The sequence below is a fragment of the Agrobacterium sp. CGMCC 11546 genome, assembly GCF_013365515.1.
Taxonomy (GTDB): domain Bacteria; phylum Pseudomonadota; class Alphaproteobacteria; order Rhizobiales; family Rhizobiaceae; genus Agrobacterium; species Agrobacterium fabrum.
In genome coordinates, this window is the sequence record NZ_CP047389.1 from 1 (window position 1) to 25362 (window position 25362).

Sequence of the window (25362 nt, forward strand, 5' to 3'; positions counted from 1 at the left end):
CAGCACTAATGCTGGTTCGAATGCCAGAACATCGCCTGATTTGCCCGATCAGCAAAAACAGCTCACCGGACGCTTACGACGATCCTGGTGATGACGCAAAAATTCTATGCCATTTCCGAAGTTAGCTCTTTTCCGCCAGCAGTCTTACCATCTCTCCAACGGCAACTTCATATCCGCGAGCGCCCAATCCGCCGATCACAGCGGTGGCGACCTTGGAAACCAGCGAATGGTTATAAATCGGCTCGCGTTTATGGATGTTCGAAATATGAACCTCAATGATAGGATAAGGAAACATCTTCATTGCTTCGCAAAGAGATATCGCCTGGAAGCTAAGCCCAGCGGGGTTGATGACAATACCTCCACCTTCGTCAATTGCCTCATGCACCCAGTTTATTAACGGCTCTTCCCCGTTGGCTTGGAAGAAGCGTATCGGCCATTCTCCGGCTATGTCTCGGCAAGCTTGCTCAATTTGAGCTAGAGTAGTAGTGCCGTATATCTCGGGCTCACGCTTGCCTAGACGGTTGAGATTGGGGCCATTCAACACATAGATCGGCTTCATTCGATTTAATTTCTCCTGTCTTACGATGAATTAGTCTCGGGCGAAATTTTCCATCTTCCGAGAAAAAAGAGCTGCAAAGATTGGTAGCCAACCAACTACTTGCCCGAGTTGGACCTTACACCTTAGGAAATGGGGCCGTTCTCTTAAGAATGCCCGACCCCGTTGCCGAGGGACACACCACTCTCATGCGTCACCTCGTGGGTGTGCGTTTCATTCACGCGCCTCGACCAGGAAATGCCGTGGTTGTGTGCACGAGGAGCTCCTCGGAATGAGGGCAATCCGCGCGAAGTCGCCAAAGGGCTGTGCTAGCGGCGCTGGAACTAATCAGATCAATTATCTCGTCTCCTCACACGGTCGGTGCACAGAGAATATCGCGGCGAAGCAATCTGAATGAAGGTCCAAAGTGGGATAAAACGAAGAGACCAGTTTGGTCCTTGTTGAATTCGCATGCTTAGGTTGCGCTACCAAATGGCCTCCGGCTGGACCGTATCACGGCATGCTACTGGACCACTCATTTTGACGCCAATTGGACCTTTTACAAATCCACTGAGTAGATATTTTCAAAGAAGCCAATCGCTGTTCGACAAACAATCACATGCCGTTTGAGATGATGCAAAATATATTAGAACTTTCTAACGCGTAATTGCAGCAATCGTACGAATATTTTCTATTGTATACATAATATCATGGTGTTTTTCATGTTTTATATTCTAATTATATCTAATTATAGACTGAATTTCAATGATTTTTGACTGAAGCCATAGAAGAAACTCGGACTTTCTTAAAAGTCATGCCACTTGGAGCAGAAGCAATGAGTACGAAAGTGCAGAAAGAAATGTATCAACCAAGGAACGCACAGGAATGGTCCTCGGGGGCAGGATACGTCGATGGGCAGTTCATGCCGATCGCCGAAGCAAAGGTCCCACTAACTGATTGGGGATATCGCCGGTCAGACGCGGTCTACGACGTAGTTAGCGTTTGGGACGGACAATTCTTTCGCCTCGCCGAGCACATCGCTCGTTTCAGAAGATCGATGGAACGGTACAAATTCAACATCAAGGAGAGCGATGACCAGATCCGCTCGATCTTGCACAAACTCGTGGCGCTATCGGGACTGCGAAGCGCATATGTGGCGATGGACTGCCTACGCGGTAACGCAGCTCCCGGTGTGCGCAGCCCAGTGACGGCACGAAACTATCTCGCATGCTATGCGTCGCCATTCACGAGCCTTGTTCCGCAGGACAAGATCGATCGCGGCCTTCATATGGTCGTGTCTTCGATCCCGCGTATACCTCACGCATCGGTAGACGCGACAGCAAAGAACTTCCACTGGGGTGACATGAACCTCGCCATGTTCGAAGCGGATGAAAAAGGGGCGGATTTTCCGGTACTTCTGGATTTGAATGGTAATTTGACTGAGGGGCCTGGCTTTAACGTCTTCACCGTGACAAACGGCGTGGTCGCAACGCCCGATTTCAACATGCTTGAGGGGGTGAGCCGCGCTTCAGCAATGGAAATATGCGCTGAACTCGCTATTCCGTTCGAGGTACGAAAGATCCCGGCCGCCGAATTGGGCGATGTCGACGAAATGTTTGTTACTTCAACTGCGGGCGGCATCGTTGGCGTGAGCCGTATCGATGGTCGGATGCTCAACAACGATCGTCCCGGCCCGATCAGCGCAAAAATCCGCGAGACCTACTGGCAGAAGCGCATTGCCGGCTGGAATGGCGAGCCTGTGAATTACGACTTGAAGTAGTCGCTACGAATGGCCTTCGAACTTGGATCCGCAGGTGACCAAGGCTGACCGGACTTCAGCAAGTTGAGGCTCGGCTGCGAGAGGCTCGAACTGGGGAAGCGGCGGCATTTGCACGCCGCTTCCCCAGTTCCACTTCGCCCAGACTCAAATCGAGAATGAGAATCTGCACTGATGGGTTGGATGCCCCTCCCACCGGCATCGCAGTGTGCCAAGATGGTGATGCGTTAAGTCACCAACAGAGGAGGAGGCATCCATGGAGGAAGTTAGCATTGTAGGCGTCGATCTTGCAAAGCAGGTTTTCCAGGTTCACGGCGCAGCAGCGGATGGCCGGGTTTTGTTTCGTAAAAAGCTCTCGCGGCTTCAGTTTCCAAAATTCATGGCGGCACTGCCCCCTTGTGTAGTCGCGATGGAGGCTTGCGGGACAGCTCATTACTGGGGGCGCGAGTTGGCAGGGTTCGGCCATGACATTCGGCTGATCCCACCGGTCTATGTAAAGGCTTTCGTTAAGCGCCAGAAGAACGATGCTGCCGATGCCGAGGCTATTGCAGAAGCTGCGATGCGGCCGACCATGCGGACGGTCGCTGTGAAGACGTCCAACCAGCAAGCTCGCGCAATGGTATTCCGAACTGGCGATCTTCTTGTCGGCCAGCGAACGCAGATGGTGAACGCTCTGCGCGGACATCTTGCGGAACATGGTGTCATTGTGGGCAAAGGGCTGGGCAATGTGGAGCGCCTTTCAACCCTAGTCACATCGAACAATCTGCCCGAGCTGGTGGAGAGCATGAGCCGACTTTACCTAAGGCAGATCGCCCAATTGCACGAAGAAATTGATCAGATCGATCGTTGCATCGCCGCAGAAGCAAGGCAAAGCGATGTAGTTCAGCGGCTCCAGAAGGTGCCGGGCATCGGGCCAATCTGCGCTATGGCAATCACGGCCTTCGCGCCGTCGATGGAGGAATTCCGGAGCGGTCGCGATTTTGCTGCCTGGCTTGGCCTTGTTCCCCGACAGCACTCGACTGGAGGCAAACAGAAGCTTGGCCGCACCTCGAAGATGGGCCAACGAGATATCAGAAGGCTTCTGATCATCGGTGCAATGTCGGTCGTACATTGGAAGGGACGCGGCGGCGGAAAGCCGGGCTCTTGGCTCTCGAACATGCTCGCCCGAAAGCCGCGTATGCTGGTGGCGATCGCGATGGCAAACAAGATGGCACGGGTGATTTGGGCCATGCTAGCACGCAATGAAGACTACAGAGATCCGACTGAAGCGGTCTGCTGACGGCGACTGCTTCATTTGGAGCGCCGGCGATGTGAGGAGGACATGATCCGTATGGGCAAATGATCGAACAGATCGGGGTTGGATAAACCAGTAGCTCTCAGGGAGCCCTCAGCTCGTTGCACTGATATGGAATCTGATCCGCGTATCACCATACCGGCCCGCGGCATGTCATGGCCGCAATATGAGGTCTGAAACATGTACGCACCCGATCACTCGCTCAGCGGTAAAAAAGTCCTTGCATCGAAAGGGGCATCCAAACATGAGAGTTCGGATCCCATATTTTTGTAGCTTGACAGTCATGTCAACTCGACACCATGAACACCCAGCGTGATCGGCGGCGACACCATGGATCGCTGCGGCCGACGACCATGGGCGCACCGATCGCATTTAACAACAATGGAGAGGTCAGCGCGCCCGCGCCTTCAACAGATGAGCATATCGGAGAACCGAGCATAGCGGTGGCGACGCCACGGTTCGGGAATTCGCGCATGCGGCTTCGGTCCCCGGGGTAGCCGCAGGAGATTCAGCATAGCGACGCCGGCACGGCTCCACAAGCTCCTTGTTGAAAGTGTTGATTCCCCCTTTGGACCCGCCCCAATCGGAGCTTACCACGTAAATGCGATGGCCCATTCAAGTCTTACCTTCTCGCCTCTAAAGTCAAAATTCTTTGTGATGCACAGAAGTGCCTCATTACCGCTGCGTCTTTGAACCAAGCAATGATTTTTGGTCGCATCGTCACAAATATTAGCCACAGTATCCTTCGAAGACCAAGCCAACAGATATGAAAGAAGTGGTTTTTGGATTCGCCCTGCATTCGCTCGACTGTCCGCCCCAAGCGCACGTAAAATGGGGCATTTAAGCGTAATCTATTCATAGTATGCCCCACGCCCGAAACCTCCCCCTCCCGGTCATCTCTCTGAGGCCGAGCTCCAAAACGATCCGCCGCGCCGCCTGCGGCGTGACCTCGAGCGTTTTGGCCACCATCCCCGCCGACACCAATGGCTTTGCCATAACGAGCTCCACGAGTTCCGGCAGTTTTGAAGACGTCCGCCGCCCCTCCAGCTTCCGCTCGAACAGGGTTCGCGCGAGCGTCAGCCGGTCATTTTCTTTCATGCCGATCTCGGCGGCTGCCAAAAATCCGTGGGCTATGGCCAGCAGCCGGGTTTCGCGATCGCGATGACGGCGCCGATCGACAGGGATGGTTTTGAGGCCGAGATTGATGGCGGTGAGATGGGGACCGGTGGTGATACCGGCCTCGCGCAGGATCGAGGCGGCAAACAGCCGGCCGAGCCACGGGGCATGCTGCAGGACCGAAAGTTCGTTCCAGGCATCGACGGCGACGATGGCTCGCAGCACCGCCGGCAGTTCTTGTGCTTGTCGCAGCACGCCGCGCCATTCATCGAGCCGTGCGTCCTCGTCCCAGTCGAGATCATAGACGAGAGGATCTCGTTCGCGGGTATCAGCCGGAGCCCGACCGGGCCTCTTGGCGTCCTCAATCGCCGCCGACGAGCGCGCCAGAGTCGCATCGATGGCGGCGTAGTCGACGCCGGGTAAATTTTCCGCGTCATCACCATCGTCGCCCTCCCCCTCCGGATCGATGGCGACCACTGGCCGAATGACGCTGACCGACTCGACCGCCTCAGCGCCGACCGAATTGATGTCCGACGTCTGTCGCAAAGTTCGGATACCCTCTGCAGACAAGGCCCAAGCCGGGACCTGAGCTGCAATGCGCCGGCGGGTCCTCAAAACGTCGCGGGCGATGGTGAGCTCGTGGGTCGGGGTACGGATATCCCGCAACCCGTCGTGGAGGACGAGGTCTTCGAGATGGACGAGTTCGCCATCGATCCACAACGAGGCGCAGGCGTCGGCAAAATTCTGGCGCTCGAGAAAGCCGGGGCCGACGGGCGAACGGGCGATGCGCTCGTCGAGACGAGTCAGTACGAGACCGGCGTCGAAAGCCGGCCGCATCAGGTGTGGTTTTTACTTTGTCATTTCAAAATACAAAATGCCATAAACCCGATGGGCTTAGGCGCCGAATGTAGGTCGATTTTTCACTAACGATTTCAGTAAAGGAACGTAGACGCTGGCTGCATGGGAAGACGTGGGGCATATGTCAGCTCATGAGTTAGTGTTCGAACAGGCAAGCGCGCCTTAAAGCTCTCAGGTGACTCGTTACCTGCTGGACTCGCCTCGTGGTGGACGCAGGCGGCGTCTGGACCATCTGGCCAAAGTTGCAGGCTTCTAGCGTTTCCATATGGATCCTGGCGGTAGTTGCAAAAATCGGACTTCTGCGACGTCGCAGAAGTCAAACCGCAAAGCTGGAAATAAGCTTGGGACTTTTGCGAAAGACACAGGTGAAATGCGTGAGTAGAGAAATCGCAATTAGAGACGCAAACCCAGACGAGCAAGAAGCTATCTCGGCTCATGTTGCTTAAAGCCTCTCGCCTTTATTGCGCCGCGACCGATACCGGCGCTGCGACAGACAGTGGCATTGATATTGTCAGGAACACGGCATCGCCTCTGGCCCGGTTTTCGACACCAAACTCATGAAAATACTTAAGACGCGCGGCGATGGGTGTTTCGCCTGCCTTGAAATTCCATCCGATCGTGGCACCGATGGCCGCAGCCCGACCCTGGAAATCGCCTCTGGCCCCGTCGCCGCTGTCGCCGGTCACTTGGTTGTAATAGTAGCCGACAAGACCCGCGTCGAACTGCTCGTTGAAATGCTGAACGGCAGCCCATTCGAAGTGGAACTCATTACCGGTTCTGTAGTCGGTCGCAGGGTTTTCCGCGTTGAACGTCATGCCCACCACGCCGGACAAGTCGAACCCCGTGGACGGATCGAGCCAGGTTGCGGCAGCAAAGACGTCCGCGCCCCAATGATGAAACGCGATATTGGATATTTCGCCTTTCTGATAGTCGCCGATGGGTACGTTGATCATCGTGCCGATCTGCCAGTGGAGATTACCCTTTTCCCAACCGACGAAGGCGCTGACCAGCGGGTCGCCGGCTGTGAACACGACGTCGGTGGTGCCACCGGACAAAACCCCTCCCAGCGGCCCCGTGATGGTCGCGTCGGCCGAAGTTTCCTTCCATCCAATGGGTAGCGTCGCGCTCAGGCCCAGCTTGCCGCCCATTACGTCCTCCGGCAGAATCCAGATGACGGTCGGTATATTGAGAGCTGCCTTGCCTTCCACGCCAACGGCAAACTTGCCACCGCTCGGAAACTCTGCTCCTCCTCCGAGGTCCCCGGAGTAGAAATACATGTCGTTCTGGAAATAGACGCCTGCCGGGGGCATGACCGCTGCGGCCGGGCCTTTGGAGCCGAGGAGGTAGAACCCGGCGGCACCCTCTGCTGCGTAAGCGCCGCTGGCGGTTGCGATTGCTACTGCGCTCAGGAGCAGCGGGATGCAGCGCTTCATTGTGGATCGCATATGATATCTCCTGCCCATGTTCGACATCGAAATTTCTACTGTCCACGACGGTGTGTCGTGGGTGGTAATCAAGCTGTCATGCATCGACCACCATCTTGAGCCACGGCACTCCAATTGGGACCGCAGAGGGTTCCAATGGCGGACGACGTGTCGGTCTTTGCCAAAGACCCGACCGACACGTCGTCCCCTTAGTTTACAGGCTCTGCTTCGGGGAAGGTCCATTTCCCTGAAAGGATTTCCGCCTTGGGACGATAGAGCCTGACCATGTAGTTCCATCCGTCCATGGTCGGAAGGCAGTTTTCCACTTTCCCATCGCAGCCACCGAATTGAATGGTAGTAGAACCATCTTTGCCCTTCTTGGCGGTGATGTTGTTCAGAGTGTAAGCATTCTGCTCGTTCGCCTGATAATAGCCCTCTGCGTTGTAGACGCTCACCGACCAAAAGCTGTTTACCGGCACGTCTTTCGCCATCAATTTGTAGACGGTCTTCCCATCGTTCTGTTTGGGGAAGATGTTGAGGTAGATGGCGTCCTTGTCCGGGTTGCCTCCCCATCCTGACGCCGCTCCAAGAAGAAACCGAACGGGATCGACCTCACCCTTCTTACCGAACATCTGATTTTTGTCGGGAAGGGTATCGGCAAGGGTGTTGAGCGCATTTCTGATTTTGGCTTGCGAGACCATATCCCAATTCGGAACGTCAAAGGTGCCGACTGCCTTCTGTTTGATCTTTATCGCATCCTGCAGTTTGTGGACCTCGGCAATGTCCTTATCGCTGTTCGGATCGATCAAGGTGCGAACGGCAGCCACGAAATACCGTGTCCCCATGTCCTTGCGGGTGAAGGTGTAGGTGCCAGCCTTGTAGAAGACACCATAGGTGTAGTGGTCCTCATTGATGATTTGCAGTGACATGAATCTTTTGCCCGCATCGGGAAGCGTAATGCTGATAGGACCCGCATCAAGATCGAAAACCGCTGACGAGTATACCGTGTCGCGGTTCAGGCGGATAACCGTCTGCTTGTCCAGTGGAGCGACTTCCCGCGTATGGTCGAATTTTCCGAATCCACCGTTTTTGACGACACCCGCGAAATAGAGATCGCTCTCAGCACGCGCGAAGTTTTCGACGGTAACGGGAACCTTTGGTTCAGTGTCTTCGCCGGAGTTGGCGGAAACGTGCTGGAGCGGCGGTTGCTTCCAGGTGCCGTCAAGGGCCTCAGACTTTGGCCAGTACAGTCGCAGGGTCGTCCAGAATGGACCTTCGGGCGCAGGCAGCCAGTTCGCCTCCTTGTCCTTGGATGGACGCTCGTGCTGGAGGTACAGCGTAATGCCGCCATCAGGATCGCGCTTCAGGTCTGGCAACATAGACGAGTTGATGAGATATCGATTTATCGCGTTCGGAACCAGCAGGCTGGCCGGCAGCTCATACATGGTCAGTGACCAGAAAGAATTCACAGGGGGAAGCTCGTCCGGACCAAAACGGAGGGTGTACTTTCCGTTCTTGCCGTCAAGCGCCTTGCCATCAGAATCGACGAAATACGCCGGGTACATCGCCTCTTCCTTGGAGTTCCCATAGATTCCGTAGGCGGCCGATGCCATCCGCGCCATGTAGTCGTTTTTGAGAAACTCGCGCGTTCCGAAACCATCTGCCGAGGTGCGGATACCGGTATCTACGACCTTGGCCTTGAAGTCGGCGAGGTCCAGCCAAGCCTGAGATTGGCCTTCGGCAATGGCCGACTGCAAGTCAGGTGAGAGCTTGCCCGCATCGAACGCCCGTCCCGGGACAACGCCGATTTGTTCGAATTTCTTGCGCAGTTCGACTTCGCTGGCATGTGTCGGCGCGAACTGGAGAATGAAATTCAGTTCGTCGAAGAAGCGCATCGAAGCGCGTTGTTCCGCAGGGCCAAGTGGTTTGAAGAAATCGATCGCTGCTGCGGCCGGAGGTGCTGGTTTTCCGAGAAAGGCAGACAAAGGCTGGACCTTGAAGCCGGCCTGGACTTTCTTGACCTCTTCTATGTCGTCTGGCCCCTTCAGCTGGGTGCGGTATAAAACGAAGGCAAGCTCCGTTTCCGAATGTATGACCTGTTTGATGCCTGGCGGTGTTTCACCCTTCCAACCAGGGCCGGCCAGCAGGAAATTTCCAGCCTCGTTGCCCGTCGCACGGCTGCCGACATAGGCAAAATTGAAGGTGTACAGGTCGATAAACTGAAGCGAATAGTACCGATCTTTTTCCACCGCTGGAACTGTCAGAACGAGTGGTTCAGCTCTCAAATCCGCGCCGAGCTGCGAATATGGTGTGTCAGAGTTAGGCGTCTGTATGGTTTTGTCGTCTGGGGTGAAAACCCTGTCGACATTGTTGATCTGGTTCCAGGGCGCCTTGAATTCGGAGCCCTTCTGATCAACGAAATAGGAATAAAGCACCCGATAGTTGTCCACGAGTGGGAAGCCATAAACGACGGCCTCCGTAGCAATTTTCCTGGCATCCTCCGGCGTAACGGACTGAGCGTGTGCTACAGATCCAATGGGGCTCATGACGCCCGCTAACGCCAAACATGCGGCAAAAACGGATTTCCACCCTTTCAACTTCATAAAATTCATGGAGTCTCTCCCTCTATATTGATTTGCAGTGCTTTCCAAAGCGCATTTGCTCAGAGAGCCCCAGGTAACGTGAGGCTCAACGCGCGGTCCTCGGCGGCACAGTCCGGCGATGGCTTCGCGGCTCCTTCCTTGGCTTTGAGAACCTCCTGCCGGGCTATATTCACATCTTCCCGGAACTCCGATACTGAGTGCAGCTTCGCGACGGTGGCTGCGGCCATGAAGCGGCCTGCGAGAATGTCACTTTGCCAGTGGACATTGCAAATCATCCGGCTCTCCCCAAACGATCGGCCTCGAGAAATGATAATTTCGGCCCGCTCGGGTATTACTTCAGCCAGCACAAGAGCAGCGCCCCACCCGAGAGCGGTGTGGCCTGATGGGTAGGAACCATCCGCTCGCAGTTCCGCATCCTCGTCAGGGGTGCACATGGTTTCACCATTGACGACGAAGGGCCGCAATGCCTGATATCGACGCTTCGCGCCATCGGTCGATGTGCCCGTATCGACCATGACACGCTGGATCAGTTGGTAGAGCCGGGGCGTTTCGGTTCGTGAAATATCGATACCGGCGGCGCACTCGAACGCTCCGATCGCATCCTCAGAAGCAAGGCTTGCATCCCTGATGGCCAAATCCCATCGCGCCGTTCCACGGAGTGCAGCTGCACGATCATGCATTTGCTGGTCGAACTCCGCGGAAGCGGAGCCGGACCCCGGAGGAGCCGGAAGCAACGCGACACTGTCGAGTTTCTGATCGTCCGTGAGATATCCCGTAGGCACCCCGGGCATGAGTTCGGCCACGCCCTGTCTCATTTGGGCGTTCGCAGGCAAGGTGCCAATGAACATGGCCAGGCTGACAATCGCGGCCCAAGATATTGCATTTCGGCTCATGCCTGCACCTAGACACCGTAGAGTTTTATGACGCGAAAATAGTCCTCGATTTTCGAATACATTTGCCTCTCCCCAAGCTTTTTACCGTATTCTATTCGGACGTCAGCACAAACAGATCGCATGACTAATAGATGATGCAAAAGTTTCATCACCATGTAACATTCCCGAGCACGTTGCATATTCGCCGCCGCGAGATTGTCCGGATCAGGACAATGTGCGAAAGAATTTTGGCGAGTGGGACGGCTTCTTTTTATCTTACGTGTCGCTTCGACAGAATGCCCGCTTGCTGAACTGCGCTTGACGCAAACTGTATTCAATGAAGTGGGCACCTTTGGTGCGGATGGAGAAGCAATGTTGGATTTGACGCGAGAGCAGGCAGAACGTGTCATGACCGAGGGGGCGTGGCTTGCGAGCATGACGGAGCGATTCAGGAGGGATCTTCTGAACCAAGCGCATTTGCAGAAGTACGATCCCAACCAGATCATCTACCGGCATGGCGATCCGATCGGCGGGATGTATGGGCTCGTTGCCGGCTCCCTCACCATCAATTCCGCGCCATCTGACGCCGCTCCCCGTTTGATCCACCTTGGTATGCCAGGAACATGGACAGGCGAAGGCCCTTTCTTGACCGGTCAGCCACGAAGGGTTGAAATGAGGGCCTTGGGCGGGGCCCTGATGATGCATGTGCCGCTCGACGCGCTGGAGCAGATGGCGGCCCGTGATCCCGGAGTATCGCGCGCGATCGGAATGAACACCGTATTCACGGTGGATGTTCTTGTTCGGATCGTTCACGATTTGCAGAAGCGGGACGTCAAACGCAGAATTGCATCCGTGGTTCAACGCGCCGGATGGCTCGGCGATATACCTATCCCCCTGTCTCAAACCGACCTCGGCGTCATGGCGAATGCTTCGCGGCAACAGGTCAACATGGCAATGCAGCGTTTCGTTGCGGCTGGGTGGGTGGACTACACTTACCGATCCATCACTGTCATCAATCCGCAGGCACTGCGACAGTTTTCTGAGTGTGATGGATTGGAATAATCATGGGAAAACGGCGAGGAAGTCTTGGGCGGCGGAATTCAAACATTCAGGCGGCCTCGATCTTTGACCCCTTTGGCTACATCTGGGCACTGGCGGAACGCAGAGCCGAGGACATGTGACTGGCGGCGTGATTATTGTCGCAAATGTCTGTCGCCAAACGCTGACTTTTGCGAGCGAGTTTTGCAACAGAAATTGGTCCAATTTTTCAGCGCCTACAAATTTGTCGCAAAAGTTCGCATCTACACTAAACCGGCATCCTCACGAAGATCGATCTTCTGGACCAGCAACGCTGTCGCTGGGGCTTTAACTTTCTCATTTCAAACCGGGAAATGTCATGCGCCAGTTAGGTATAGGCGCTAAATTCGGGACGATTTTCCGCTAATGATTTCAGCGAGGCCCTTTGCCAAAGCGATTTCACGATCGAAGCTCGTCGGCGTCGCGCCCGGTCTTGGACGAGCACTGGTCGATGGCGCGTCGAATGGCCCGCGAGCTGGACGACATCCTGGATGGCGGCAATCCAAGGCAGGCTGCCATCAAACGCGCCGCGGCTGAACTGCAGATCACAACTCGGCAAATCTACAATCTTCTGGCCCGTTACCGGGTCGATCGCACTGTGACCAGCTTGCTTCCTCGCACCGCCGTCAATCGGCGTAAGCGGCTGCCGGAACAGGTGGAGGAGATCATCGCGGCCACACTTCGCGAGAAATGGCTGACGCTCGAGCCGACCGCACTTGCTCCCGTGGTCGATGAGATCCGCGCGCGGTGCGAGGAAGCCGGTCTTGTCGTGCCGTCCTATGTGACGGTCGCTCGGCGCATCCCGGTGTTGTTTTCGCCGGAAGAGATCGCGAAAAACCGTTCGGCCAATCCGAAGCACCTTTTGCGGCTGAAGCCGCGGCCTGGCTATATCCACGCGCCGCACCCGCTCGCCGTGTGCCAAATCGACCATACGCCGACCGATATCAATTTCGTGGAGGTTGTCGACGGGGCTGGTGTGTTCGTCGGCCGCCCTTACCTGACTGTCATCACCGACGTGGCGACACGGTCCATTCTCGGCGTCTGCCTCACCTTGGAGAAGCCGTCGGTGCTGTCCGTCGCGCTATGCCTCGCCCAGGCCATGTGTCCGAAAGACACGTGGCTTGCCGCGCGCAATCTCAATCACGCCTGGCCGATGTTCGGTCGACCGCGGCTGCTGGTCACGGACTCGGCGATGGAGTTCAAGGGGCACGCCTTCCGGCGCGGCTGTGACGACTACGGGATCCGGATCCGCTATCGCGATCGCGGCCGCGTCCATCAAGGCGGGGTCGTTGAACGACTGTTGGGCAAACTCAACGCGGTTCTCGTCGCCTATCCCGGCTCGTCGGGACGCTCGGTGGCCCACCGCGACGAATATCCATCCGAGCGCCGCGCCTGCCTGAGCTTCGCCGACCTGGAGCGCTGTATTGCGCTGGCCGTGATCGATCACAATCTGCAGGAAAATTCCAAGACCCTGAAGGTGCCGATGACCGAATGGCAGCGCAACGCCACGGGTCTGCCTCGTTTCGACGATGACCCGCAGCGCGTGCTGTTGTCGTTCTTACCGGGGACCGAAAGGCAATTGTCGCCGCAAGGGATCAGCATGTTCGCCTTGCACTATTATTCGACGTGGCTGGGCATCTTCGTTCCCGAACGTGACCGGCTCGGAAAGCTCGAGGTGCGTTATGACCCCCGTGACATCAGCCATGTTTACATCCGCGACCCGGAAACGAGACAGTTTCGGCCGGTCGAGCGACGTGACGGCCACCTGACCTCCCTGACGCTGTGGGAACACGAGGCAGAGCGTGCCCGCCGGCGCACGATGAATCAGCGGCCAAACGTCGAGAAGGTAGCGTTTCGCCGTGAGATCGGAGCCATCGTTGTAGCTGCCAAACCTTCCAAGCGCCAGTTGCGCGACGCTGTCCGCAGCGCACATGCGGCTGCGGCGGAAAAGCCCTATGCGGTCATGCAGCCGCCGGCGCCGCCTCCCGCAGAACATCCCCCGCGCCAGAAGAGCCGGCTGCCGGTGGAGGATTGGTAGCCATGACAGATCATTTGCTCGAGCATGTCCGGCCGTATCTCGACCGTGAGCAGGAGGAAAGGATCGCCTATATCCGCGCGTCCCGGTGGATCGGGCATCATGTTGCCCAGGATAGCCATCGGCGTCTGGCCGAACTCTTGGAGCGACCTCCGTCCTTGCGAACTCAGGGGCTGATGTTGGTCGGACCCTACGCCAATGGCAAGACGATGATCGCCGAGCGGTTCGCCGTCGAGCACCTGAGAACCTCGCCCGAGCAAAAGGTATGGATAGCCCAGACGCGCGAAGGCGCCGGCCTTGGCCATTTCTATGCCAGCATTCTGCAGGCTTTGCGCGCTCCTGGCGGCGACATATGGGACCTTCGCCGCAAGGCAGAGCAACTCGACCACTTGCTGTCCTGTCTCAAACCGAGGGTGCTGATTTTCGACGAGTTTCACAATGCGCTGCGGGGCCGGGCGTGCGACGTCGAGGCCGTCTTTGCCTTCCTACGGCGGATCGGCCGCCAGTACGACATCTCGCCGGTGCTGATCGGCGAGGTGGCGGTCTGCGATTTCATCAACGCCACCAGCGAGATGGCGAGCCGCTTCGACCTCGTTGCGGTTCCGCGTTGGCAATATGACGAGAACTATCTCATGCTGCTCGACAGTCTCGAAGCCGCTTTGCCGCTCGCAAAAAGCTCGGATTTGTCGAACGAACCGTTGGCACGGCGGATATTCAGCCTGTCGGAAGGCTTGATCGGCGAGATCATCGCCATCGTCACCAAGGCGGCGGTCACAGCGATCAGATCCGGGACCGAACAAATCAGCAAAACCAGCATCGACGAGTTGCGCTATGTGCCGATCTCGCAGCGACGCAACTCGGCGCTGCGCGACAGTCTTCTATGACGGCGGTCAACATCGTCGCCCCGGAAATCAGCATTCGCGAACGATATCGTGACGTGGTTTCCGACCGGTGGCCAGGTGCCATCGCGCCACAGCCGGACGAGTTGCTGTCGAGCTGGCTGCACCGGCTCGCCTACGCCAACGGCGTAGCCCCGAGGGCCTTCGCGCGCGTGCTCGGACTTAATCCGGGAATGTGGTCGGCAGCCCTCGATCTGAGGCTGCCGGCCGACATCGCAAAGCTGCTGTATGCCAAAACCGGCGTCGCGCCCGATCAGCTCGCCGCGATGACGTTGTCGCATGGGTTGCCGAAGGAACTGCTGCTGCCGTTGCGCGACAGCGGACATCGCGACAGTTCTGCATGGCTGCAGTTCTGCTGCCGCTGTCTTGCTGACGATGCACAACCATATTTTCGCCGTCGATGGCGACTGGCGACCCGGGTTTCATGCACAAAGCATGGCTGTCGATTGCGTGACCGATGTCCGTCCTGCCTCGGCCGCATTGCGGTCTTCGGCCAAGCCGCACTCGTGCCGCAACATTATTGTGTCGCGTGCGGCTATGACTTACGGCGCGCATCCATTCCCTACCTCAGTCCCGCGACGAGAACGCTTGATCGATGCATCGACGATATTTGCAGCCTCGAAGCCATGACCCAATCCCCGTCCGGCCCCGTGCTTATTCGCCGGCTCTTGAGCATGCCGAGTGTCGGCGGTTACTACTCGACAATGATCCTGACCAGCCTGTCGACCGCGGCCCGAACGTACTGTGCTCAACGTCTCAATCTCCCAAGTGAGTGGCCGGTGGAAGGTGCTAAGGATGATGAGGAGGAACGAGAAGCACGCCGCCTGCGGCGTCTGATTCCTCCGACGAGTGATCACCGCGCTTGGATCGAGTTGCTTGCGAACGCTCTTGGGCGAAGCAGAGGACGGCCGGCTGCCTCGAAGGGCAACGAAAAGGGCGTAAAGCTTCCAGATCTGCTCGGCGCCTATGCCAAAATGAGCCCAGCTTCCGGTCGCCCTGCGCAGGAGCGGATCGGGACAGAGAGACGGCCATAACGACGAAAACTCAGTCCTCCGAAACGTCGCCAACCTCAGCGGTCGCGCCGTCCTCAAGCGCCTGCCGGCTGAGCATTCCGGCATCCTCGAGCCGCTCCAGATCGGGCAGGTCGCGCAACGTCTCGAGGCCGAACGCCGACAGGAAATGCTTCGTTGTCACATAGGTGTAGGGCGCGCCGAGCGTCGGGCTACGCGGGCCGGAGCCGAGGAACCCGCCGTCGCGCAAACTGGCGATTGTGTCGCGGCTCACCTCCTTGCCGAACATGTTGGACAACTCGCCGCGGGTCACCGGCTGCAAGTAGGCGATCGCTGCCAGCACCGCAGCTTCGTGTTCCGACAACGACACCGCAAACGACCGCGTCGGCGCCTGCGAGGCGCGGATTGCGGACGCATAAGCCGAACGGCTTCGATGCTGCCAGCCGCCGGCGACCGCGACGATATCATAAGGTCTGTCGCGCAATTCCTCCCTGAGGTCGTCGATGATGAGATCGATGCTGCAGTCTTTTCCGACCACCCGCGTCAGCGTTTCGCGGCTCATCGGTTCCGCGGCAGCAAAAATCACCGCTTCTACCCTGAGCATCCATTCCCGCCAGCGCAGCTCCGGCGGCAGATCCTCAAGCTCGCGATCCAGGAGACCTTCGTCTCCCAAACTTGGTTGCGCTCTTCGTCTGGATTTCGCCGAGCTCGTCCACGCCATCATCACAATCCAAAAATCCGGAATGAGGTCCGGCCGGAGAGTTCACGCACCGCGCCAAAACTTTCGAGCCGCTCGAACAACCGCGTCGCCGCCCAGCGAGAAAGATTACTGCCGGGCGCGGGGGCCGCCACGGCATCCTCGTCGAGCAGCTTTTGGATGACGACGCTGGCGCCCTTCGTCCGCACCTTATGCGCCGCCGCCAGCAATGTCTCAGCGCGCCGGCCGATGTCATTGGCTTGTCGCAGGGCCTCAGTCGTCCCCGACACGAGCGCCAGGCACACGGCCCGCGCAAACCCGGCTTCGCCGGGCCGCACCCTGCCCCGGCCGCCGATCGTCTTGAACGCCGCGCCGTAGCGTTCGCCCATCAGCAGCGGCACGCCACATGCCCAGCCGAGCTTTTCCGCCAGCAGGTGGTCGGCCAGCCACCAGGCCAAAATTTCGGCGTCGGGCCGCACTGCACAGACGTTGCCAACCAGCTCGGCGATCGCGAAGGGTGCCGCGCGGCCGGACTGCAGCGCGGCGTCGAACAGGTCGGTGAGTTCGCTCAGGCCCTCACGGCGCAAGCCGATCAGTGCCACCAATTCCTCCAGAACCTTCGTGCCGATCGGTCGCTTCTTCGCCGCCAGCTTGTTGAAGGCCACAAGCAGCGCGCCGGCCGGGCCGGGATCGTCGCCGAGCGCGGTCAGCAACACTGCGTCGCGCAAGGCTGTTTCGCCCTCGTTGCGGCCGAACAGTTGCACGGCGGATTGTGCGCTCCGGAGCGCCAGCCGCTGGCGCCAGCAGCCGGCCCATGGCTGAGCGGTGTGCACCAGATCGTCTAAGGATTTCAGCGCGATACCGGCGGCAAAGGCGGCATCCACCTCGCTTCCATCGCTGGCGCGCAACGTCGCCCAAGCTGGCAGGAGCGGCACGGCCGCCGGCGCGATCGGTGTGGCAATCGGAGAGCGGAGGCGCAAATCCATGCCGCTGAGCATAATCAAGGCGCGCGGTTTATGCCACTATTTTCTAGCAAAACCGCACAACCCGTCATTGCTATTTTATGTCCAATAACCTTCCATTACCGGACATATAGTGATAGGCTCCCCAACCATGGAAAATCCCCCGGCAAACCCGCCCAAAAACGACGATTCTGGCCCTGGCGATCTTCCCGACGTCGTGGATATCGGCAGCGAAATGGCCGACTCGGTTCCCGCCCCGCAGCCGGCAGCCCGTGTCCCGGCGCGGCTGGAAGCCCTGGTCGAGACCGCGACAGCCTATGCCAACGCCGCCAGTTCCGAAAACACCCGCGGCGCCTACGCCAAGGACTGGCGACATTTCACTGCCTGGTGCCGACGCGAAGGCTTTGAACCCCTACCCCCCTCAAGCCAGGTCATCGGCCTCTACATCGGCGCCTGTGCCTCGGGCAGTGTCGTTGACACCGCTGCCGGCAAGACGAAACGCAGTGCCCCTCCCCTCTCGGTCGCAACGATCGAGCGGCGTCTTTCCGGCCTCGCCTGGTATTTTACCCAGCGCGGCGTGCCGATGGACCGCTCCGACCGGCATATTGCCACGGTACTCGCCGGCATCCGCCGCAAGCACGCAAAACCGCCGAAGCAGAAGGAGGCGGTGCTTGGCGACGACATCAAGATGATGGTCAACACCCTCGGCCATGATCTCAGGGGCCTGCGCGACCGGGCCATCCTGCTCCTGGGTTTTGCGGGCGGCCTGCGCCGTTCCGAGATCGTCGGTCTCGATATCGTCCGCGACGACAAGAGCGACGGCCACGGGTGGATCGAGATTTTTCCTGACCAGGGCGTCCTGGTGACGCTGCGCGGCAAAACCGGATGGCGCGAGGTCGAGGTCGGCCGCGGCGCCTCCAGCGAGACCTGCCCCGTGGCTGCCCTCGAGAGTTGGATCCGCTTCGGCCGGATCGCGCGCGGCCCCCTCTTCCGCCGCATCTTCAAGGATAACAAGACGGTCGACGTGGAGCGGCTTTCCGACAAGCATGTCGCCCGTCTGGTCAAGCAAACCGCACTCGCCGCCGGCGTCCGTTCCGATCTACCGGAAGGGGAACGTGCGTTGCTTTTCTCAGGCCACTCGCTACGCGCCGGCCTTGCCTCCTCGGCCGATATCGAGGAGCGTTACGTTCAGAAACAGCTGGGTCACTCCTCGGCGGAGATGACGCGTAAATATCAGCGACGACGCGACCGCTTCCGCACCAATCTGACAAAGGCGTCAGGGCTTTAAGAGGCCCCTTCCCTCGCCCGGCAGGAAATCGTTAGGTCAAAACTGCGTACCGGATTTTTAGCTTAGCGCTTCAATTGAAATCGCGAAGTAAGAGCCACATCAGGGCACTCATGCTGATTTTCGCGATATCGTAAGCCATTGAAATCATGATAAATGATTTGTTAAAGGAACTCTAGTTGAATATTGTGGTTCCCCATATGGTATGACTGACAGTTGAGCCTATAACCATCGATAATTATCTCTTATCGATGGTAGATCGACAAAGCCAGCAAAGCCAGCTAATCTGGGCCAAATCACGCTCAGCAAAGGCTCTCAACATGGAAGATCGCGTCCGCTTCGCCCTCGAAAAACTGCTCAACGTCGCCAACAGCGACACAGGCCAAAGCGCTCGTGTCGCCAACTTTTTGCTCGCCTGGTGGAACGCCGAGGTTTTGGGCGGTTTCGACCTCACCGATCTGGCCAATGTCGATCGCGACATCGCCGAGGACATGGTAACCATATTCACATGGCTGGCGCATGAAGAAGAGCTGTTTTATCCAACCGATTATCGCGGCGAGATCGAACAGATTCTTGCGCGCTGGCGGCCGCAGGCCGAGACAGCTTGATGGGGACCCCAAAGAAACCAGCCTCTCTGTCAGAAGTGGAACGACGTGGCGTCGAGCTCGATACGATCGCCTCGGTGCTGCCCATCGATCGCCGCGACGAACTGGCCGAACTGTTGACCGACCAGGATGTCGAAACGCTTCGCCATCTGGTTAATGAGGGCATGGGCGCTAATACGCTGCGGGCGCTGACCTCCGATCTGGCCTATCTCGAAGCATGGGCGCTCGCCGCCACAAAACGGTCCCTCCCCTGGCCGGCGCCCGAGGCGCTGCTGCTAAAATTCGTCGCGCAGCATTTGTGGGATCCCCAAAAACGAGCTACGGATCGAGATCACGGAATGCCCGCTGACGTCGATCAGTTGTTGCGAGACCAGGGATTTCTCAAATCGACAGGCCCCCACGCGCCAGACACGGTGCGCCGCAGACTGGCGAGCTGGTCAACGTTGACCAAATGGCGTGGTTTTTCCGGTGCTTTTACCTCCCCTGCCCTCAAACAGGCAATCCGCCTCGCAGTGCGCGCCACGTCGCGACCGAGAAAACGCAAAAGCGCCAAGGCTGTGACCGGTGATGTTTTGTCAAAACTGCTGGCGACCTGCGCAACGGAGAGCTTGCGCGATCTGCGTGACCGGGCGATCCTGATGGTCGCCTTTGCCTCCGGCGGCCGCCGGCGCAGCGAGATCGCAGGCCTTCGCCTGGAACAGTTGACTGTGGAAGCACCAATTGAGGTGACTGACGGCCCTCCCCTCCCCTCTCTCGCCATTCATCTCGGTCGGACCAAAACCACGTCCGGTGAACAGGACGATGTCGTTTATCTGACCGGCCGACCCGTCGAAGCGCTGAATGCCTGGATGGCGGCCGCGAAAATCGACAAGGGCAGCGTGTTTCGCGGGATCGGACGCTGGGGCACGGTGTCGAAACGAGCGCTTGATCCACAGTCGGTCAATGCCATTCTCAAGCAACGGGCAGAGATGGCTGGGTTGGACAGTGGGGAGTTTTCGGCGCACGGGCTGCGGTCAGGATATTTGACCGAGGCCGCCAACCGCGGCATCCCCCTGCCAGAGGCGATGGAACAGTCCCGACATCGTTCGGTGCAGCAAGCATCCAGCTATTATAACAGTACTACACGGAGAAGCGGGCGAGCGGCCCGATTGTTGTAGGATCGGACCTCACTGTTAGAATTGCCAGGGCGAGATCAATTCGAGCCCTGTCGTCTCGAAATCTTTGAGGTTTCGGGTCGCCAACCGGCCACCATTGATCCGCGCTATCGCCGCGATCATGCCGTCCGGAGCCGACATCCCCCTCCCCTGCCGCGCAGCGTCTCCCATGATATCCCCATAGGCCAATGCCGCTTCTTCCGTGAAGGCAAACATCTTGTCGGAGAACCGGCGACGCCAGCTCACAAGTCCCTCTTCCAGGCGATCTGCGCGCTGATCCGGCCTGATCTTTTGAATACCAAAAGCGATCTCAGCAACTGCAACCGTCGGCAATGCCAATTCGGCGTCGTGACGAACCAGCCATGCTATGACCGCAGAATCGGGAGCTTTCTTCAAAGTCTCCGACATCACATTCGTGTCGAGAAAAATCAAAGCTCGACGCCTTTGTGAGCGCGTCTGTTTTCATCGATGATACTGTCGAAATCGATATCCGTACCCGACTGCGATGAAAGACGGCTATAGAATTTCGCAGCGGGTTCACGTCCTGCCTCACGAGCCTCATAGGTTTCGAGCGCGCGCTCGACGATATCGGCAATCGTGCGATTTTCTCGGCGGGCGAGCTTATGGGCAAGGTCGCGAGCTTTGGAACTGCGGACAGAGAGTTGCGGTGTTACCATTGAATGCTCCTTTCTCTGGATCCACAGTAACTTAAATTGAAATAGCCATCAAGATGGCGTCTGCCATCTTGATGGCTATCTAATATTTCTGATTTGGCGCCCCGTGGTTTGGTCATCGTGCATGTTCGTTCCGCGTGAGGCCAACACATCCCTCCCCGAACACCATACTTTAAGCAATTTCCGCCGTAGACGGCCATCAGAGCGCGTTTCGAGCCGGTCGTGGCCGGAGTCGTTCGACGCCCTGTTTCGCGTCTGACAGGGCTGCATTCAGGTCATAAAACACGCTTGCAACTGGCCATTCTCTCACGCATTCCTATCTGTACAATGCGCCGCGCGGTGCATCGGATGGTCCGCGAGAAGCTTGCCGACCCCGAGCTTTTGGCGCGCTCGCCCCGTCGTGCCCCCAAAGGATCACCTGATGAAGCTCGTTGCAGCGATTGCCAGTGCTGATCCGAATCTTTCGCTGCGCGATATTGCCGCCCAGCTGGACCAGATGGGTGAGCGACCGGCGGGCGGCGGGCGCAAATGGCAGCCCTCCTCTATTCGGCACCTGCTGGATGAGGCACATTGATTCGGCCTTCATTCGTCATCGCGGACGCGAGCATCAACTTGTCGATTGCCCAGATTCACGCGCGCGCTTTCCGCCAGCAGAGATTTCCAGCTTCGCTGTCGACGTGGCGGACCGCCTTTCTCGGGCAGACGCCGCGACGCCAATCGCTTCCCGGATGGCCGACGCAATCTCGTCTTCGCTGCGTCCTCCGTTGATGGCGATGCCCCCGCCGAAGACGAAATGAGGAACTGACCTGACCCCGGCTGCCATCGACCGGGCCGCCTCCTGCTCAACGCGTCTGTGCTGCTCGGGATCAAGCGCGATTGCACGGGCCTCTTCGCGTTCGAACCCGTAGGCCACGGCGATATCCGCGAGCACATCGGCGTCCGAGATGTTCTTGGCTTCCAGAAAGTAAGCATCGGTGATCGCGACCGCGAGCTGATGCTGCGTACCTCGTGCTCGCGCTGCAAAGATCAACCCATGCGCTGCCTGCGTCCTGTAAGTCCAGGGTTGGCGACTGAGGTCGAGATCAAGGCCGGACGCCCGTGCTTCCGCCTCGGGTCTGGCGAAGAGCGCCTTCGGATCCGTCACGCCGTAGCGCCAGAGGAGAAGATCGGGAATGTAGAGGCCCTCCGCTGGCGCGTCGGGAAGCAGAAGGTCTGGATGCTGACGTATATCCGCGTCCAACTCAGGGAAGCGCCCCGCCAGGACCTTGTCGAGACGGCGATGCCCGATGATGCACCAGGGGCAGGTGATCTCGGTGTAAAGATCGATTTTCAGCATTATGTGATCCTTCTGATCGTTGAGCCGAAAAGTCTTGGATTGATCTGAACCGCTTGGCGGCGACCGCGGCACCCTCCATCCGTAAGTCACGACGGGCGATTGACGGGAAGCAAGCGAGGGTCGATCCCGGTCATCTGGATGGACATGTCCCATAGTCGTTCGGCTAACTGCGGATTCAGCGCCTCATCAGGGGCAACACCTTCGCCCGACGGACCCAGCAGCCAGGAAAATCCCGCTGGTCCCGCCCCTCCAAAGAGAGTGATCTTCATTTCATCTTCCTTTTTGTCCTATCGCTTGGAGCGCCTGCTCTAACTGCTGAAATGCAGACTCGTGCTCACAGCTTGAGCAGCCGGCCGGCTCGCCTTCAGGCGGCCTTTTCCAGGACCGCGCGAACCTGGGCTTCTGCCGCCGCGATGGCGGCCGTGGCCGTCTCAGGTCCGAAGACCGTGCCTTCCACGCGAGCGATTTCAACGTCGATCAACCCGATGAAGCCCCAGGAGGTGGCGCAGATAGCCGGTCTGGAAATCGAAGGCGGCCCATTCGCCTCCCCTCCCCTCGTTTTCCTTCCATCTCGGCCGCAGCAAAACGGCCCACAGGCGAACAGGGCGAAATTGTCTATCTCACTGGTTGGCCGATGGAGGCGCTGAATACCTTGCTATTAGCTGCCAGGATCGACGGAGGCAGCTGATCGCTGCATTCCCCTTCCGAAAGCGATGAACAATTCCACCATCGCTCGGTTCAGCAAGCGTCGAGCTATTACAACAATGCCGCTCGGCGAAGGGAAGGGCGGTACAGCTATTAACATGGCAAGAGTGTATCCTAAAGCTCTTGAACAAAGATCCATAGACGCACGGTTCCTTAGACGAAGGAATTGAAGCCAAGCTCCTCAAGCTCGTCGATGACAGCCCGGCAGTCGAGCCTTAGCCTCGTCCACAGCCTTCCCCTCTCGAACGCTGAAATGAAACGACGGGTGTTTAGCCCGTGACCTGTCGTCACGCGAGATTTGTTGGATGATGCTGTACTGAATTTTCTCTCCTAGTCGCCGGGGACTCCACAACGCTAGGGCGATTGAGGTCCTTCTCCTTGCCCAATACCACAGTTACCGACATCAACTTGATCTAATGAATGGGAGCATGATGTTCTTTGTATCGGGAGCGCTTTTGAAAGTTTTGAACTCAATTGCCTTGCTGGCAAACGCCGCAGTTCGCCGAGCCGTTCTGCGACGCCCGACTATTCCTGTCGGTCAGCCTATTGGTTGTGTAGGGAGGAGGCGTCATTTTGGTTGCTTACTTGTAACCCATTGCTTGAAAACCTTGTCAGCTGACAAGGTTTTCAAAACCCTAGGCCAGCACCCTTGAAGCCTCATATGCAGATACAGCCTTACTGGACACATCAAGACCCAGAGAGCAAGTTCGGGGCCAAGACCTTGTCAGCTGACAAGGTTTGGAAAACCATTGCGTGGAAACAGCGCTTATAAGCAGGCGACGTCACGCGGACCGATACGTTGATACAGACACCGCGTGTCTTCCACCAATCACATCGGAAAGAAAAGCTATCTATCTGAAGAGGGAGGGGAGGGCCAACTGAACAAGACGATAACATATACCCATTCGAGCGACGTCATACCTGTCAGCCAAATTTAAAATGCAGAAGGAATGGGGCTCATTTTCGCTCGTCCACCAACGGCAAACTTCGGCAATCGAGCGCCACGCAACGCTACGACCGCGCAAATAGTGCATACCGCCTACTTGCGAGAAGGTGTGTTACGCTCATTGGCCGTGCACCAGCATCTACATAGCGGCAACGATCTTCCAGAGCCCGATCCAAAGACAGCACAAACGTAAGAACGCTTCGAAAGCGCGACAGACCCATGGCTAAAGTCCAGCCATGAGGTTGAAATCGTTCGATGTCCGACCGGTGCCATGTCTACTAAAGGTAAATGACAAGCAGATCGGGAACTTTCGGGGCGCCAGCTCTTTACACACTTGCAAATCCAAAATGGAGGAAAGCGATTTGCCCATCATTGCCACCGCAGCGTGGTCGATACCAAAAAAAGTTGCCAGCCGTTTTCCGGAAGAGGGCAGTGGCCTGCAACGGTATGCCTCCGTCTTTGACGGCGTCGAGATCAATTCCACCTTTTACCGTCGGCACAAAACGTCCACATTCGCGAGGTGGGCCGGCTTTGTGCCAGACGGCTTTCGGTTTTCTGTAAAAATGCCCAAAGAGATCTCACATACGCGTGCGATGATCGATGTCGCCGAGCCGTTTTGCAGTTTCATTGAAGATATCGCCCCACTTGGCGAAAAACGTGGACCGCTTCTGTGCCAGTTGCCGCCATCATTGGCTTTTGAGAGCCGAACCTTCGATATTGCATTCAAAACGATGCGCAATACCGACATGGGACCGATTGTCATCGAGGCCCGGCACAAAAGTTGGGCCTCGCTCGAAGCTAGAGATCTGTTGAAGACATACGAGATCGATAGGGTTCTCGCTGATCCTGCCCTCGTGTGGCCTGTCGAAGTTTTCGACACACCTCCTCGATACATTCGTTTACATGGAAAGCCAAAAATCTACTATTCTGTCTACAGTGATGAGGAGATCGAGTTCTTTTCAAAAATCGTGGCGCCTGACGGATGGTGCGTCTTCGATAACACCGCCTCTGGAGCTGCAATTGAGAACGCTCTGTCTATGCTTGGGTCGAGCCGTGCCCCTCGCAAAACACTCAGGAAAGGCAAGAGAGATCCGGTGGCTGAAGACGCCGCGGCCAAGTCAGCAAAGGGATGAGACGTGTTTGATCAACGAGAGCTAAGGGCGGGCGGAATGTTCGCACTCCATCCCATCATATCCCTGACCCGTACAGCTCCCGGTCATCATCACCTTGCCAAGGGGAGGGGGTCGAGAGGCCGTCGACATTTGCCGACGGTATTGGCATCCAACACTTCAATTCCGGTTCAGCGTATTCGATGATTCGGCCCGGCGAAGAGTCTGAAGCGCGCCAGCCTTCCGAGCCGAGTCGATCGCCGTTAGACCAATAAACGAGATCTACCTGCGCTGGGCCTTGCTCTGAAGAGCGGATCGTCACGAGAATCCGATTACCGTCTTTCGGCGCGCTTGCCATATGACGCCATAGGTTTGGTTGATCCATTCTA

General features: G+C 57.6%; 22 protein-coding genes and 5 pseudogenes. 12 read left to right on the forward strand and 15 right to left on the reverse strand.

Annotation, left to right across the window (positions count from 1 at the left end; translation table 11 throughout):
• Positions 1 to 121 precede the first annotated feature (121 nt).
• Positions 122 to 559: a type II 3-dehydroquinate dehydratase gene (locus GSF67_RS23345; RefSeq protein ID WP_006313506.1), complete on the reverse strand. Its 438-nt coding sequence runs from the start codon at positions 557 to 559 to the stop codon at positions 122 to 124.
• An 811-nt stretch (positions 560 to 1370) separates the two neighbouring features.
• On the opposite strand from GSF67_RS23345, the gene GSF67_RS23350 reads away from it, so the two are divergent.
• Positions 1371 to 2315, forward strand: coding sequence for an aminotransferase class IV (locus GSF67_RS23350; RefSeq protein WP_006313507.1), 945 nt, complete (start codon positions 1371 to 1373; stop codon positions 2313 to 2315).
• 253 nt (positions 2316 to 2568) lie between these two features.
• Complete coding sequence (locus tag GSF67_RS23355) at positions 2569 to 3591, forward strand: IS110 family transposase (RefSeq protein ID WP_006313508.1); 1023 nt, start codon at positions 2569 to 2571, stop codon at positions 3589 to 3591.
• An 870-nt stretch (positions 3592 to 4461) separates the two neighbouring features.
• On the opposite strand, the gene GSF67_RS23360 is transcribed toward GSF67_RS23355, so the two are convergent.
• The 6 genes and pseudogenes from GSF67_RS23360 to GSF67_RS23375 all read right to left on the reverse strand — a co-directional run bounded on the left by GSF67_RS23360 (position 4462) and on the right by GSF67_RS23375 (position 10410).
• Positions 4462 to 5559: an RHE_PE00001 family protein gene (locus GSF67_RS23360; protein WP_006313509.1), complete on the reverse strand. Its 1098-nt coding sequence runs from the start codon at positions 5557 to 5559 to the stop codon at positions 4462 to 4464.
• Positions 5560 to 6038: 479 nt separating this feature from the next.
• A complete protein-coding gene (locus GSF67_RS23365) occupies positions 6039 to 7025 on the reverse strand; it encodes a transporter (RefSeq protein WP_128822104.1) in 987 nt (328 codons plus the stop codon).
• A gap of 188 nt (positions 7026 to 7213) precedes the next feature.
• The gene (locus GSF67_RS26250) at positions 7214 to 7705 is read right to left on the reverse strand and encodes a DUF1214 domain-containing protein (protein ID WP_348265893.1); all 492 of its coding nucleotides are present in this window, start codon (positions 7703 to 7705) and stop codon (positions 7214 to 7216) included.
• Positions 7706 to 7756: 51 nt separating this feature from the next.
• Positions 7757 to 8068: pseudogene (locus tag GSF67_RS26255) on the reverse strand (DUF1254 domain-containing protein); the annotation flags it as partial.
• Between the two features lie 132 nt (positions 8069 to 8200).
• Positions 8201 to 9616, reverse strand: a pseudogene (locus GSF67_RS26115) (DUF1254 domain-containing protein); the annotation flags it as partial.
• 50 nt (positions 9617 to 9666) lie between these two features.
• A complete protein-coding gene (locus tag GSF67_RS23375; RefSeq protein ID WP_202797954.1) occupies positions 9667 to 10410 on the reverse strand; it encodes a phosphatase PAP2 family protein in 744 nt (247 codons plus the stop codon).
• Between the two features lie 441 nt (positions 10411 to 10851).
• On the opposite strand from GSF67_RS23375, the gene GSF67_RS23380 reads away from it, so the two are divergent.
• From GSF67_RS23380 to GSF67_RS23395, 4 genes are all read left to right on the forward strand, one after another.
• Positions 10852 to 11541: a Crp/Fnr family transcriptional regulator gene (locus tag GSF67_RS23380; protein ID WP_006313514.1), complete on the forward strand. Its 690-nt coding sequence runs from the start codon at positions 10852 to 10854 to the stop codon at positions 11539 to 11541.
• Positions 11542 to 12019: 478 nt separating this feature from the next.
• Positions 12020 to 13594 (forward strand): Mu transposase C-terminal domain-containing protein, encoded by a 1575-nt coding sequence (locus GSF67_RS23385; protein ID WP_006313516.1) that lies wholly within the window; start codon positions 12020 to 12022, stop codon positions 13592 to 13594.
• A 2-nt stretch (positions 13595 to 13596) separates the two neighbouring features.
• Positions 13597 to 14475, forward strand: coding sequence for a TniB family NTP-binding protein (locus GSF67_RS23390; protein ID WP_006313517.1), 879 nt, complete (start codon positions 13597 to 13599; stop codon positions 14473 to 14475).
• The gene (locus GSF67_RS23395; protein WP_006313518.1) at positions 14472 to 15524 is read left to right on the forward strand and encodes a TniQ family protein; all 1053 of its coding nucleotides are present in this window, start codon (positions 14472 to 14474) and stop codon (positions 15522 to 15524) included. The genes GSF67_RS23390 and GSF67_RS23395 overlap by 4 nt, the downstream gene beginning before the upstream one ends.
• Positions 15525 to 15534: 10 nt before the next feature.
• Here the strand turns inward: GSF67_RS23395 and GSF67_RS23400 are convergent, their stop codons facing one another.
• Both GSF67_RS23400 and GSF67_RS23405 read right to left on the reverse strand, forming a co-directional pair.
• Entirely contained in the window at positions 15535 to 16221 is a 687-nt protein-coding gene (locus tag GSF67_RS23400) for an SMC-Scp complex subunit ScpB (protein ID WP_035215666.1), read from the reverse strand.
• Positions 16222 to 16223: 2 nt separating this feature from the next.
• A complete protein-coding gene (locus GSF67_RS23405; protein WP_035215669.1) occupies positions 16224 to 17183 on the reverse strand; it encodes a DUF1403 family protein in 960 nt (319 codons plus the stop codon).
• Between the two features lie 127 nt (positions 17184 to 17310).
• Between GSF67_RS23405 and GSF67_RS23410 the strand changes: the two genes are divergently transcribed.
• From GSF67_RS23410 to GSF67_RS23420, 3 genes are all read left to right on the forward strand, one after another.
• Positions 17311 to 18447: a site-specific integrase gene (locus GSF67_RS23410; protein WP_006313521.1), complete on the forward strand. Its 1137-nt coding sequence runs from the start codon at positions 17311 to 17313 to the stop codon at positions 18445 to 18447.
• 317 nt (positions 18448 to 18764) lie between these two features.
• Complete coding sequence (locus GSF67_RS23415) at positions 18765 to 19052, forward strand: hypothetical protein (protein WP_006313522.1); 288 nt, start codon at positions 18765 to 18767, stop codon at positions 19050 to 19052.
• Positions 19052 to 20206 (forward strand): site-specific integrase, encoded by a 1155-nt coding sequence (locus GSF67_RS23420; protein WP_035215634.1) that lies wholly within the window; start codon positions 19052 to 19054, stop codon positions 20204 to 20206. Before GSF67_RS23415 ends, GSF67_RS23420 begins: the two co-directional genes overlap by 1 nt.
• Before the next feature lie 15 nt (positions 20207 to 20221).
• Here GSF67_RS23420 and GSF67_RS23425 read toward each other — a convergent pair whose 3' ends face one another.
• Both GSF67_RS23425 and GSF67_RS23430 read right to left on the reverse strand, forming a co-directional pair.
• Positions 20222 to 20635, reverse strand: a complete 414-nt coding sequence (locus GSF67_RS23425) for a type II toxin-antitoxin system VapC family toxin (protein ID WP_006313524.1) — start codon at positions 20633 to 20635, stop codon at positions 20222 to 20224.
• The gene (locus GSF67_RS23430) at positions 20632 to 20880 is read right to left on the reverse strand and encodes a type II toxin-antitoxin system VapB family antitoxin (RefSeq protein ID WP_006313527.1); all 249 of its coding nucleotides are present in this window, start codon (positions 20878 to 20880) and stop codon (positions 20632 to 20634) included. The genes GSF67_RS23425 and GSF67_RS23430 overlap by 4 nt, the downstream gene beginning before the upstream one ends.
• A 324-nt stretch (positions 20881 to 21204) precedes the next feature.
• On the opposite strand from GSF67_RS23430, the pseudogene GSF67_RS23435 reads away from it, so the two are divergent.
• A pseudogene (locus GSF67_RS23435) lies at positions 21205 to 21451 on the forward strand (recombinase family protein); the annotation flags it as partial.
• A 33-nt stretch (positions 21452 to 21484) separates the two neighbouring features.
• On the opposite strand, the gene GSF67_RS23440 reads toward GSF67_RS23435, so the two are convergent.
• The 3 genes and pseudogenes from GSF67_RS23440 to GSF67_RS23450 all read right to left on the reverse strand — a co-directional run.
• Complete coding sequence (locus GSF67_RS23440; protein ID WP_006313529.1) at positions 21485 to 22213, reverse strand: DsbA family oxidoreductase; 729 nt, start codon at positions 22211 to 22213, stop codon at positions 21485 to 21487.
• A gap of 86 nt (positions 22214 to 22299) precedes the next feature.
• The gene (locus GSF67_RS23445) at positions 22300 to 22482 is read right to left on the reverse strand and encodes a hypothetical protein (RefSeq protein ID WP_006313530.1); all 183 of its coding nucleotides are present in this window, start codon (positions 22480 to 22482) and stop codon (positions 22300 to 22302) included.
• A gap of 95 nt (positions 22483 to 22577) precedes the next feature.
• Positions 22578 to 22758 (reverse strand): annotated as a pseudogene (locus GSF67_RS23450) (NAD(P)H-dependent oxidoreductase); the annotation flags it as partial.
• Here GSF67_RS23450 and GSF67_RS26120 point away from each other — a divergent pair.
• A pseudogene (locus GSF67_RS26120) lies at positions 22757 to 23059 on the forward strand (hypothetical protein); the annotation flags it as partial. The pseudogenes GSF67_RS23450 and GSF67_RS26120 sit on opposite strands and share 2 nt — an antisense overlap.
• A 1152-nt stretch (positions 23060 to 24211) precedes the next feature.
• Complete coding sequence (locus GSF67_RS23455) at positions 24212 to 24997, forward strand: DUF72 domain-containing protein (RefSeq protein WP_083815906.1); 786 nt, start codon at positions 24212 to 24214, stop codon at positions 24995 to 24997.
• A gap of 55 nt (positions 24998 to 25052) precedes the next feature.
• On the opposite strand, the gene GSF67_RS23460 is transcribed toward GSF67_RS23455, so the two are convergent.
• A complete protein-coding gene (locus GSF67_RS23460) occupies positions 25053 to 25358 on the reverse strand; it encodes a hypothetical protein (protein ID WP_010974274.1) in 306 nt (101 codons plus the stop codon).
• Positions 25359 to 25362 lie beyond the last annotated feature (4 nt).

Coding starts and splice junctions, on each gene's coding strand:
- GSF67_RS23345 (WP_006313506.1), bottom strand. CDS start 559: ATGAAGCCGATCTATGTGTTGAATGGCCCCAATCTCAACCGTCTAGGC.
- GSF67_RS23350 (WP_006313507.1), top strand. CDS start 1,371: ATGAGTACGAAAGTGCAGAAAGAAATGTATCAACCAAGGAACGCACAG.
- GSF67_RS23355 (WP_006313508.1), top strand. CDS start 2,569: ATGGAGGAAGTTAGCATTGTAGGCGTCGATCTTGCAAAGCAGGTTTTC.
- GSF67_RS23360 (WP_006313509.1), bottom strand. CDS start 5,559: ATGCGGCCGGCTTTCGACGCCGGTCTCGTACTGACTCGTCTCGACGAG.
- GSF67_RS23365 (WP_128822104.1), bottom strand. CDS start 7,025: ATGCGATCCACAATGAAGCGCTGCATCCCGCTGCTCCTGAGCGCAGTA.
- GSF67_RS26250 (WP_348265893.1), bottom strand. CDS start 7,705: ATGGTCTCGCAAGCCAAAATCAGAAATGCGCTCAACACCCTTGCCGAT.
- GSF67_RS23380 (WP_006313514.1), top strand. CDS start 10,852: ATGTTGGATTTGACGCGAGAGCAGGCAGAACGTGTCATGACCGAGGGG.
- GSF67_RS23385 (WP_006313516.1), top strand. CDS start 12,020: ATGGCCCGCGAGCTGGACGACATCCTGGATGGCGGCAATCCAAGGCAG.
- GSF67_RS23390 (WP_006313517.1), top strand. CDS start 13,597: ATGACAGATCATTTGCTCGAGCATGTCCGGCCGTATCTCGACCGTGAG.
- GSF67_RS23395 (WP_006313518.1), top strand. CDS start 14,472: ATGACGGCGGTCAACATCGTCGCCCCGGAAATCAGCATTCGCGAACGA.
- GSF67_RS23400 (WP_035215666.1), bottom strand. CDS start 16,221: ATGGCGTGGACGAGCTCGGCGAAATCCAGACGAAGAGCGCAACCAAGT.
- GSF67_RS23405 (WP_035215669.1), bottom strand. CDS start 17,183: ATGGATTTGCGCCTCCGCTCTCCGATTGCCACACCGATCGCGCCGGCG.
- GSF67_RS23410 (WP_006313521.1), top strand. CDS start 17,311: ATGGAAAATCCCCCGGCAAACCCGCCCAAAAACGACGATTCTGGCCCT.
- GSF67_RS23415 (WP_006313522.1), top strand. CDS start 18,765: ATGGAAGATCGCGTCCGCTTCGCCCTCGAAAAACTGCTCAACGTCGCC.
- GSF67_RS23420 (WP_035215634.1), top strand. CDS start 19,052: ATGGGGACCCCAAAGAAACCAGCCTCTCTGTCAGAAGTGGAACGACGT.
- GSF67_RS23430 (WP_006313527.1), bottom strand. CDS start 20,880: ATGGTAACACCGCAACTCTCTGTCCGCAGTTCCAAAGCTCGCGACCTT.
- GSF67_RS23440 (WP_006313529.1), bottom strand. CDS start 22,213: ATGCTGAAAATCGATCTTTACACCGAGATCACCTGCCCCTGGTGCATC.
- GSF67_RS23445 (WP_006313530.1), bottom strand. CDS start 22,482: ATGAAGATCACTCTCTTTGGAGGGGCGGGACCAGCGGGATTTTCCTGG.
- GSF67_RS23455 (WP_083815906.1), top strand. CDS start 24,212: ATGGAGGAAAGCGATTTGCCCATCATTGCCACCGCAGCGTGGTCGATA.
- GSF67_RS23460 (WP_010974274.1), bottom strand. CDS start 25,358: ATGGATCAACCAAACCTATGGCGTCATATGGCAAGCGCGCCGAAAGAC.